Annotated in this window: 8 protein-coding genes; 7 read left to right on the top strand and 1 reads right to left on the bottom strand. The window is 39.2% G+C overall.

The genetic code is table 11. The annotated features are described in order from the left end of the window. Positions 1–71: 71 nt before the first annotated feature. The 7 genes from RM529_RS14305 (at position 72) to RM529_RS14335 (ending at position 10,194) form a co-directional block, all read left to right on the top strand. Positions 72–1,619: an IS1182 family transposase gene (locus tag RM529_RS14305; protein ID WP_311485447.1), complete on the top strand. Its 1,548-nt coding sequence runs from the start codon at positions 72–74 to the stop codon at positions 1,617–1,619. 82 nt (positions 1,620–1,701) lie between these two features. After that, positions 1,702–1,836, top strand: a complete 135-nt coding sequence (locus tag RM529_RS14310) for a hypothetical protein (protein WP_311485448.1) — start codon at positions 1,702–1,704, stop codon at positions 1,834–1,836. Further along, positions 1,826–3,079: a restriction endonuclease subunit S gene (locus RM529_RS14315; protein ID WP_051935780.1), complete on the top strand. Its 1,254-nt coding sequence runs from the start codon at positions 1,826–1,828 to the stop codon at positions 3,077–3,079. The genes RM529_RS14310 and RM529_RS14315 overlap by 11 nt, the downstream gene beginning before the upstream one ends. 10 nt (positions 3,080–3,089) lie before the next feature. After that, positions 3,090–4,811: an McrB family protein gene (locus RM529_RS14320; RefSeq protein WP_037317076.1), complete on the top strand. Its 1,722-nt coding sequence runs from the start codon at positions 3,090–3,092 to the stop codon at positions 4,809–4,811. Continuing rightward, on the top strand, positions 4,811–6,250 hold the full coding sequence (locus tag RM529_RS14325; RefSeq protein WP_037317073.1) for a 5-methylcytosine restriction system specificity protein McrC: 1,440 nt from the start codon (positions 4,811–4,813) through the stop codon (positions 6,248–6,250). Before RM529_RS14320 ends, RM529_RS14325 begins: the two co-directional genes overlap by 1 nt. A 10-nt stretch (positions 6,251–6,260) precedes the next feature. After that, complete coding sequence (locus RM529_RS14330) at positions 6,261–9,518, top strand: type I restriction endonuclease subunit R (protein ID WP_311485449.1); 3,258 nt, start codon at positions 6,261–6,263, stop codon at positions 9,516–9,518. Further along, positions 9,511–10,194 carry a M48 family metallopeptidase gene (locus RM529_RS14335; RefSeq protein WP_311485450.1) on the top strand — a complete coding sequence of 228 codons (684 nt, stop codon included), beginning with the start codon at positions 9,511–9,513 and terminating at the stop codon, positions 10,192–10,194. Before RM529_RS14330 ends, RM529_RS14335 begins: the two co-directional genes overlap by 8 nt. A gap of 37 nt (positions 10,195–10,231) precedes the next feature. On the opposite strand, the gene RM529_RS14340 is transcribed toward RM529_RS14335, so the two are convergent. Next, on the bottom strand, positions 10,232–11,205 hold a 974-nt coding region (locus RM529_RS14340), incomplete at its 5' end, for a tyrosine-type recombinase/integrase (RefSeq protein ID WP_311485451.1).

Here is an 11,205-nt window from a genome sequence, read left to right on the forward strand (position 1 = left end):
AGCCGAAGCCAAAGGCCTTATCCTGGAGCGTCAGACTGTCTCAAAACCTAAGAATTCCGTATTTTTAGGTTATGGAATATCAAAAGGGACAAGACCGGGAACAACTTAGCCTTTACACCACTTGTTTGGACGATATGGTTCCCCGGGACAATAGCGTACGGCTCATCGATCAATTTGTGAATCTTTTAGACTTACGGGAAATGGGTTTTCAAACCATAGCCACTCAGGGACGACCACCTTATCATCCCGGCGACCTTCTTAAATTATTTATCTATGGATATATGAACCAAATGCGCTCTTCCAGGCGACTGGAAAAAGAATGCGCGCGGAACCTGGAAGTGATATGGCTTTTAAAAAACCTGAAGCCCGATCATAACACGATCGCAAGGTTTAGAAAAGAAAACCCAAAAGCCATTCGAAAAGTATTTCGGCAAAGTGTGGCCCTGGCCCGCAACTTTAACCTCATTGGCGGTCAACTTATTGCCGGGGATTCTACCAAGCTTAGGGCCCAGAACAGCAAAAAGAATAATTACAATAAAAAGAAGGTTCAGCGCCACCTGGAGTATATAGAGCACAAACTGGAAGAACACCAGAAAGAAATGGCCAAAGCCGATGGAGACCAGCAGCAGGAGCTAACAAAACAAATTGAGGGGCGTAAAGAACAAAAGAAGAAGTATCAGGCTATACAAGAACAGTTGAAATCAGATAGATCTTCAGAAAATCCACAGCTATCAACTTCAGATCCCGATAGTAGGCACCAGATTGTACGGGGTACCATTACCGAGGTTTGCTACACAGCACAAACCACCGTAGATGCCAAATATAAGTTCCTGATCGATTATAAACTGACCAATCAAAATGACAAAAAAGCTATGGGGATGATGCTTAGGAGGGCTAAATCCATTTTGCGCCATACAGGCTTTACTGCGCTATATGATAAAGGCTACCATACCGGAAGTGAGTTTTCTATAGCAGACCAATTGGGCATAAAAACCCTGGTGGCCATTCCTGGCATCGGCAGAAAAAGCCAGGCGCCCGATCCCAGGTACAATGCAGAAAACTTTGGCTATAACAAAACAAACGACACTTACACCTGCCCACAGGGAAATATCCTAACCTCCAATCAATCCCATTATAAAGCCCGGAACTATACCTTTAAACAATATAAAACCAAAGCCTGCAAAAAATGCCCTGTTAGGCACAAATGTACCACCTCCAAAGTCAATGGGAAAGTCATCCAGCGAACGGAATTTACAGAGAATATCCAGGCCAATGCCAGACGTGTAACAGAAAGTGGGCAACTTTATAAGAAAAGGCAGGCACTGGTTGAACATCCTTATGGAACTATTAAACGGCAATGGGGCTTTGACCATATCATAACCAAGAAAGGAATGAAAGTAGCCTCTGCAGATCTGGGGCTTATGGCATTGGCCTATAATTTAACCCGTTTAATCAATACAGGTATTGGCCTTAAAGAACTCCTACAAAAAGCTATTATTGGCACCAAAACCCTGTTCTTAGTCTATATCAAGCCTCAAAACTCAATGCGGGTAATTTGGAAGATTAAAAACCTGATAACACTAAATTTTGGATTAAAACCAGATTACAGCTATTTTTAATGAAAATACAGGTAGTTTTGAGACAGACTGGCGTTGGCTGCAACTCCTTCAAAACCGTTATAGCAATTATGTAAAAGCTTTCGTGAACGAGTATATCGCTACGGTGCAAAACCTTCACATCAAATACGCGGTTACCTTAAAAGATATTTTAGAGAAACGCGACCGGGAAGCCGAACAGCTGAATAACTATTTAAAGGAGTTGGGCTATGAGGGATAGTTGGACGGAAGTAAAATTAGGTGCTGTTTGTACAACTTTCGCAGGAGGTACGCCCAGTAGAAGTAACCCTTCTTTTTATAATGGTGATATTCCTTGGATTTCCTCTGGAGAAGTCAACCAAGCTACTATTACAAAAACATCAGAGCATATTACAGAAAAAGCACTGAAATTATCCAGTGCTAAATGGATACCTGAAAACGCTGTGTTAATGGCAATGTACGGAGCAACAGCTGGTCAGGTTTCTAAATTGAAGATTAGAGCTACATCAAATCAAGCTGTCTTAGCTTTAATTCCCAGGAAAGATGATAATGATTTTATATATCATCAACTAAAATTACGAAAGGAAAAAATTTTATTCTTTGCCCAAGGTTCAGGTCAGCCTAACTTGAGTAAAAATTTAATTGATTCAACTTTAATTCCTTTACCTCCTTTACCTCACCAACGTAAAATCGCAAAAATTCTCAACACGATAGATGCGGTGATTGAAAAAACGGAGGCGGCCATTGCCAAATATAAGGCCCTAAAGCAGGGAATGATGCAGGACCTCTTTACCCGCGGCATAGACCCCCAAACCGGCAAACTCCGCCCCTCCCAGAAAGACGCACCTGAGCTTTATAAAGAAACCGAATTGGGGTGGATTCCGAAGGAATGGATGATAACCAATCTTGAAAATTCGGCGAATTTAATAACAGATGGTGCTCACTTTAGTCCTGTACCACAAGAAGATGGTTTACCTATAGGGAATGTGAAGGATATGACTTCATATGGGTTTAATTATGAAAAATGCACCAAAATTAAAAAGGAAGTTTTTCGGGAGTTAAAAAGACAAAATTGTTCACCAATTAAAGATGATGTTCTTTTATCTAAAGATGGTACCATTGGAAAAGTCATTTTATTTAGTGGAAGCAGAGATATAGTTTTATTGTCATCTATTGCAATTATTCGTCCCTCAAAAAAAGTAAATCCGGAGTACTTATCTTTTGTATTACAGTCAGGGTATTTCGATCTTGAACTTTACAAATTAGTGTCCGGAAGTGCCTTAAAAAGAATCACCTTGAGAGATATCAAAAAAATGAGGATGCCATTTCCTCAAAATCTTGAAGAGCAATTCGAAATCAGTAAAAAATTAAACAGGATTATGTCTTTAATTCATAAAGAACAAACCAACCTCTCCAAGCACCAAAGCCTTAAAAAAGGCCTGATGCAGGATTTGTTAACCGGGAAAGTGGAGGTTGAGGTTTAAAGAAATATATATGAGCAAAAAATTACAAAATTTATATAGGCACTTAATTAATAACCGAAAGCACCACCTTATTGGCTGGTACAAATCATATAAAGATATCACCGGTGCTGTTCAAAAGGTTAAGACCGCCCTGGAGAATTCTGAAAATAGCATAGATCTAAATTCTAAAGAACTTTACGCGGAGACTTACTATTCCAAATCTGATAATCCCTACGACGTATTTATTAAGGATTTGGTTTATGAAAAATCGAATGGGGTTTCTTCCCGGGGGCAATCGGTACTTAGTAAAGAAAACTTCAATTCTTTTAAAGAAGACTCCCTGTTCAGAGAAACCATTAAGGAAATAATCCTGCAACCCGATTTTACCGGCTTTGAGAAGCTTAAAAAATACTGGAGTGACCGTGAGGTAGGTAACAATCCGGTATTAATAAATAGGATAATGGGGGCTGCTACCCTTGATGTTACCACTACTGTAGATAACGGCAAGTTTGATCAGGTCTTTAAATGGTTACAAGATCGTAACCTTATTCCAACATACAACGCCACAGAAACAGATTGGTTCCATAAAAATAAATATGCTATAAGTGAAATACGGGAAGGCTTAAAAGACCTTTGGAATGATGATGAGGTTGAAATAGACGATCACTGGATAGGGCTTTTTTACTGGGAAATATATACAAACCTATCCAATCCCTTTAGCCTTAAAAAACAGGTAGTCAAATATGGTGCTCCCGGCACTGGAAAAACCTATAATGCCAAAAAGACTACTGAATTACAATATGAGCTTTGGTGTGGTGAAATTGAAGCCGGTTCAGACATCACTTATGATGAATTAGTAAAGGTAGTTCAGTTTCATCCATCCTTTACTTATGAAGATTTTATGGAAGGCTTACGTCCCACTATAGATAATCAGAACCAAACCCAGCTTGCTTTACAAAATGGTGTTTTTAAAGATTTGTGCATTAAAGCGGGTAAATGGGAAAAGGATCTTATTGAGCAAAAAATAATCAATAAAAACCGTAAATGGGAAGACCTTAAAGTTGAAGACATTCATTCCTATAAAGATAAATTAAATGGAGTTCATTGGGAATTCATCTTTAATGCTGATCCAGGAAAAAAACTGGAATCTATAGTCCCTCCCTTTTTTATAATTATCGATGAAATAAACCGCGCAGAACTAAGCCGGGTTTTCGGTGAATTGATGTATTGCTTAGAATATCGTGGTTATGAAGGTATGATCAAAACTCAATATTCCCACTTAAATACTGATAGTACAGGAATGATTAAAATAGGTGAAGAATACCGGTTTTTTGTTCCTAACAATGTTTTTATAATCGCCACGATGAACACCATAGACCGAAGTGTGGAAAGCTTTGATTTTGCTCTGCGTAGAAGGTTTAGGTGGGAAGAAGTACAACCCGATACTTCCATTTTGAGATATCACCTCACTGAAAATACCGATAAACCTCATTTTAAAAATTGGAGTGATTTAGCGAAAAATCTTGAAAACTTAAACGATAACATAAGAAACCAGGAACTTCTTGGGAAAGATTACTGCATAGGCCACGCTTACCTGTGGAACTTGAACTACGCAGAAAACTCATCGGTTTCTGAAGTGAGGAAAGCCGTTTGGGAGGATAATATTCAACCCTTATTGCAGGAATATCTTAGGGGAACCGGCAGAGAAGCTGAATTACTTGGGAAATTTAAAAAATCCTTTAGCCTGAACTAATGGGGAAATGGTTGTATAACATATTAAAGGAGGGAGAATTAAAGGATAATTCATCTTACCAGGCAGTGGATGGTATGTTTTCTAATCATTTTCAAAATATGCATACCCCTTTGTGGTTTAAAAGAAATTACAGAACTCACGCCCGTCAATATGATGAAAGAATATGGGATTTTTTGCTAAATATTTCACTGAGTTCCTCAGAAGCACTTAAAAAGCTTACCAACACTCAATTTATAAATGAGGGCTTGTACGAACATAATTCAAGTGATCCATTTATAAATTTAAAAGGTAGAGACGCAAGGAACTTTCATCTAAGCACCGGAAATATTGTAGGCTTTGCCAAAGCTGGAGACTATTCAATTCAAATCTCTTCTCGCTTTGGAGATGATTTTCTTAAATACATCATTTCCGATGCTGATGGTTTCTTGGAAATTCAGGATTTCGGCGGTGAAAAGAAAGATTACAATGGCTTTGAATGGCTGCTTATATACCTCTGGAAAATCAAATTAAAAAAAGCTTTTCGCCTCGGTATTCCAAAATCTTACATTTCTAAAACAGAAAGAACAACCAGGGTAAAAGGCCAAATAGATCCCCTTAGTTTTTATCTAAGTAGGGACGCTAAATATAAATGTACTTACCGGGAACATAGTTATATCAATGAAGTTACCGGCTTGATCGATGCGGCCTTTGATAAGTTGGGAACACAATCATTTCTTTCAGATATGCACCCCTTAAAATTAGCTTTTAAAACTGCTCTAGAGGGTAAGAAATACTCAAAACAGCAATTATATAACACGAAAGCCTTTACCAATCCTTTTTACCTCGAGTATAATGAGGTTATCGACTTAAGTCGGAAAATCCTTAAAGATGAAATATCCTCCTTTGGGGAGAATTCAGATACCAGCGCATTTTTATTTGATGTTTCAATGCTCTTCGAATATTTTATACACAAGCTTTTATTGAGAAATGGCTTCGCAATTGAAAGTAAATCGAAGGAAATAAAAATCCCAACCGGTCAACCAGGTTATCGAAACCTTGAACCAGACATAGTCTTTGAAGATAACGGCCACACTTATGTCTTTGATGTTAAATACAAAAATTTCGATGGTAGATTTGGGGTAAAAAGGGAAGATCTCTTCCAGTTGCATACCTACATCGGGCAGTGGGGAAACAAAAGACAGATAAAAGGTTGTGGGTTCATTTATCCTTTAAAAGAAGAGAAGTTCAATCAAATGTTTTCAGCAGGGGAAGGTATTACCACTCAAAGTCTGGAAATAATGGATAATGAAATACCTTTTCATATAATATTCCTAAAAATCCCCGAAGGTGATGGTAAGGATTTTTATTCAAAGATGAAGGAGAGTAGTGAAAAGTTCATCCGGAATATGCAATCAGTATTACAAAAACCGGATTTAAAACAATTAAGAAAGGTTAGCTAAAACAACTATTATGTCTGAATACCACTTCGTAGAAAAACCCTTTTTAGAGCAGTTGGAAAACCTGGGCTGGACGAGTATAGACCAGGGCTTCGGTATTCCAACCGATCCTGCAAAAAGTCTGAGGTCTTTTTTCAGGGAAGTGGTATTAAAAGATACCTTTTTAAACTCGGTTCGTAAGATCAATAAAGCTAACGGTCGGGAATGGCTCACTCCCAATCAGCTGGAAGATCTGTACCACGAACTTACAGATCATCCCACCAAAAACCTGATGGAAGTCAACAAAACGGTTTTTGAATTATTGCTAAATGGCACCTCTGTAGATGAAAATGAACTCACCGGCGAAGAATTTCCTAAGGTGCAGTTTATAGATTTCAAAAATCCACTGGAGAATTCTTTTATCGCCATCAACCAGTTTCGCATTGATACCCCGGGCTCGCCCAAAGGCTTTGTGTTACCCGATATCGTCCTATTTGTAAACGGTATCCCTTTGGTAGTGGTGGAATGTAAAGATCAGAATCAGTTTACCGCTAATCCACTCACCGCAGCCTATGAGCAGTTAAGAAGATACAGCAATCAGCGCATCGAAACCCACGAAGCCGGCCTAAAAGAAGGCGAGGAAAGGCTGTTCCATTTCAATCATTTTTGCATTGCCACCTATGGCGAGGATGCCACTTACGGCACCCTAACGGCCACCGATCAATATTACCTCAACTGGAAAGACATACATCCGGAGCATTTAAAAGACTATGATGCACCCCTTGGGAAAGAGCGAATGCAGGAGAAACTTATCCAGGGAATGCTCTCTCCTGAAAACCTTCTGGATATTCTGCAAAACTTCACCCTCTTTATGGAAATTGGGGAAAACAAGGAGATCAAGATCGTTTCCCGTTACCAGCAGTTTAGAGCGGTACAAAAGATCAAAGACCGGTTGCTGAATGGTGAGACCCTCGATGAGCGTTCCGGAGTGATCTGGCATACCCAGGGCTCTGGGAAATCGCTTACTATGGTCTTTCTCATCAAGAAACTTCGCAGTGTTCAGGAGCTTAATGATTACAAGGTGATCATAGTTAACGATCGTAACGATCTGGAAGTTCAGCTTGGAAAAACCGCAAACTACACGGGAGAGAAAGTAGATTACATTAGCAGAATTGAGGAGCTGAAACCAAAACTCTCTTCTGAAGCTTCCAATATTACAATGGTAATGCTTCAGAAGTTCCAGGAAAAAGAAAAAAATAAACTGCCGGAGTATATCCTGGACCGCGTGGCAGAACCCATCTCGGAATTTAAAAATTTCGGAGTGGTAAATACTTCAGAAAGGATCCTTATCCTGCAGGATGAAGCCCACAGAACCGTGAACTCCGATTTGGGAGATAACCTGTTTTCAGCCTTTCCGAATGCCACTAAAATAGCCTTTACCGGAACTCCGCTTATAACCGACAGACATAAGACTAAAACCCTGCAGCGCTTCGGAACTTATAAAGAGTATATAGATAAATATAAACTCCAGGATGCAGTAGACGATGGCGCAACCGTTCAGATCCTTTACGAAGGCAAAACCGCCGATACTGCCCTCAATGAAAAATCTGAATTCGATCGCAAATTCGAAAACCTCTTTAAAGATCGTACTGAAGAGGAACTTCTGGAGATCAAAAAGAAATACGGTACCTACGGCGATATCCTCGAAGCCGAAGAGCGCATTAAGCTTATCGCCAACGATATGGTGCGGCATTATGAGCGCAATATTCTGGATGATGGCTTCAAGGCCCAGGTGGTGTGTTCTTCTAAAATAGCTGCAGTACGCTATAAAAAATACATAGATCTCGCCCTGCAAAACCGGATTTCAGAAAAGGAAGAAGATGAAACTTACGATTCCGAAAAACTAAAACTGCTTAAGTTTTTGAAATCGGCCGTGGTGGTATCCAGTGATGATACCAATGAAGAAGCGGTGATCACCCAGGCACGAAAGGAAGCTAAAGCGATGAATGCTGTGGAGAATTTCAAAAAGAAATTCAATTTTGAGGAATCCTACACGGGGATTGCTTTTATGGTGGTGTGCGATATGCTGCTTACCGGTTTCGATGCTCCCATCGAACAGATTATGTACCTGGATAAAAAACTTCAGGAACACAACTTACTTCAGGCCATTGCTAGGGTAAATCGTGTACACCCCGGAAAAAGCAGGGGTTATATTGTAGATTATATCGGACTAACAGAAAACCTTCGTGATGCCCTGGCTATTTATGCCGGAGAGGAAAGTGATGAGATTCTTGATGGTTTCCGGGATATTTCTTCGGAAGTACCCGTTTTGGAAACCCGTTACCGGCGTTTGGTTCAATTATTTTCAGAAAACAAAATTCCTGAGATTGAAGATTTTGTGAATCAGCGAATAAAAGATAAAGTCCGCGAATATCAAATCCTTGAAGACTGTATTGAATTATTGGATGATATAAAACTTAGAGCCGGCTTCACCAGCTACTACAATACCTTTCAGGAAAGTATGAATGTCATTCTGCCTAATGAAGCCGCTACCCCATATAAAATACCGCTAAAGCGATTTGCTTATCTGCTGAGTAAGGTAAAAGAGCGGTATAAAGATGATACCTTAAATATTAGTGGAGAAGGAAATAAGGTAAAACGCCTGGTGAACGAGCATCTTATAAGTCTTGGAATTAATCCTAAGATTCCGCCCACTGAGCTCTTCTCAAAAGAATTTCAGAAGGAACTCGATAAAAATAAGACCTCCAAGGCCAAAGCCAGTGAGATGGAACACGCGATGCGAAAACACATCAAAGTGAATATGCAGGACGACCCGGTATATTACAAAACGATGAGTGAAAAACTGGATAACATCATCAAAATTCACTGGAATGATTGGGATACTATCCTGAGAGAAGAAACCAAACTTCGCGAGGAAATGGCAGCCGGTAGAAAAGAAGGTTCTGTAGAAGGCATTAGCCTGGAAGAAGCACCTTTTTATGATTTGATCCTGCATACCGCCTATGGCAAGGATGCCAGTGATGAGATAAAGCTGCAATTAAAGCCTATCATTAAAGAAGCTCTGCCGCTCATTAAACAAGAAATCAGAATATCCGGTTTTTGGAAAAAGGGAGAAGAAGTTAAAAAGCTTGGTGCAGCCCTGGAAGACATTATTTATGCAATTGCCGGGGACTTTGATTTGGATCCGGTAATAGATAAAGCCGGGAAAATTTCAACTGAAATGCTGGCCCTGGCCAAAATAAGACACTCAAGATTAGTAAAAGATGCCTGAGTATAAAGACATATCCTACGCCTTAAAACGCAGCAAGCGTAAAACCTCCAGCATTTATATTGAAAGGGATGGGAGCATTTCGGTTATGGTACCTGAAAACCTTAGCGATACCCAGGTTGAAGATATGCTGGAGAAAAAACGCTTCCAGATCTATAAACACCTGGCCGATTGGGAAGATGCAAATTACAACCGGGTTTACCGTGAATTTGTAAGCGGTGAAGGTTTCTATTATTTGGGTAGATCATATAAGCTGGAGATTGTAAGTGAACAGGAAGTTCCTTTGAAATTGAAAAACGGTTCTTTCCGGTTGCGGAAAAAAGACTTACCCAAAGCCAAAGAAGTATTTAAGGAATTCTACCGGGAGAAAGGAAAGACGAAGATCCTGAAAAGAGTAAAGTTCTGGCAGGAAAAGATAGGCGTAGCTCCAAAAGAAGTCAAAATTATGGAACTGCAAAACCGCTGGGGCTCCTGTACTCCGCAAGGCAATGTGAATTTCCACTGGAAAACCATAATGGCGCCACTAACAATAATAGACTATATCATAGCCCACGAATTAACCCATTTAATCCACCCAAACCACTCAGAAGCCTTCTGGAACGAACTCGACAAAGTAATACCCGATTACCACCGGCATAAATCCTGGCTTAAATTAAATGGGGCAGGAATGGATTTGTAATTATTGAATTTATCTCTTAACTAACCATAGGTATCATCTAAAAATTGATGACACTATCCAAAGCCTCATCAGCTTCTTTATGAATAAAATTCGCTTGATAATTTATGGTGGTAGTTACCGAGGAATGGCGGTAGAGTTTTTGTAACATTTGAATTGGAATTTTATCGCCAGAAATATTCCCGAAGCTGTGACGGGCGATATGCATGCTCATTTTTTTCTTAATCTCTAGTTTTGATGCCACCCTTTTTAGGAGCCGGTTTAGGTTTCTGTTTACACTTTGGGTTCTAATAGAAACTCTATGGGTATCTGATAGGTCTGTGTCTTTGAGATAATCAAAAATCAAATCCTGTAGGGAATCTTTCTTTCGATACTGTTTGAATATAGCCTCAGCCTTTTCTGGTGTTTTAAGGGTTACCAATTTACTGTTTTTGTTCATTCGGTACATTAACCTTCCATCATTAAAATCTGACCATTTTAATTTTAATACATCACCTACCCTGATCCCGGCAAAATAAAAACTGATAAGCCATACATGCACGGCTTTTTGCTGAGGTTCTGTCAGATCGGCGGCATTTTCCAGGCGTTGTATCTCTTTAAGGTTTAAACCAATTTTCTGGGTTTCTGGAATTTTGATCTGAATTTTTCCTTTTCCGAAGGGATACATACCTCTGTCAACTAAAGATTCAGATATGGCAAGATTGTAAATAGTTCGTATTAAAATCAGATAGTTCACTACCGTACGCGGTGAACGCTTTTTATCATGAAGTAAATAGGCTTCAAATTTTTTAAGAAGTGAAACAGTTATCTCATTAAAACCTAATTCGTTTTTCTTTATAAATTTTTTTAGCTTTTTTAAGCGACCTACCTCAGTATCATATTGATGATGTCGATTCCTGTTTTTTAAATTTTCCAGATGCTTATCTGCAATTTCAAAAAAATCGACTTTTTTATTCTGTGTGATTTTCCTTTTTATGGATCTAACGTTTTGGTATTCTTCACTGCTTTCAGCTT

Source organism: Autumnicola edwardsiae (genome assembly GCF_031846505.1).
In the GTDB taxonomy this organism is placed as follows: domain Bacteria; phylum Bacteroidota; class Bacteroidia; order Flavobacteriales; family Flavobacteriaceae; genus Autumnicola; species Autumnicola edwardsiae.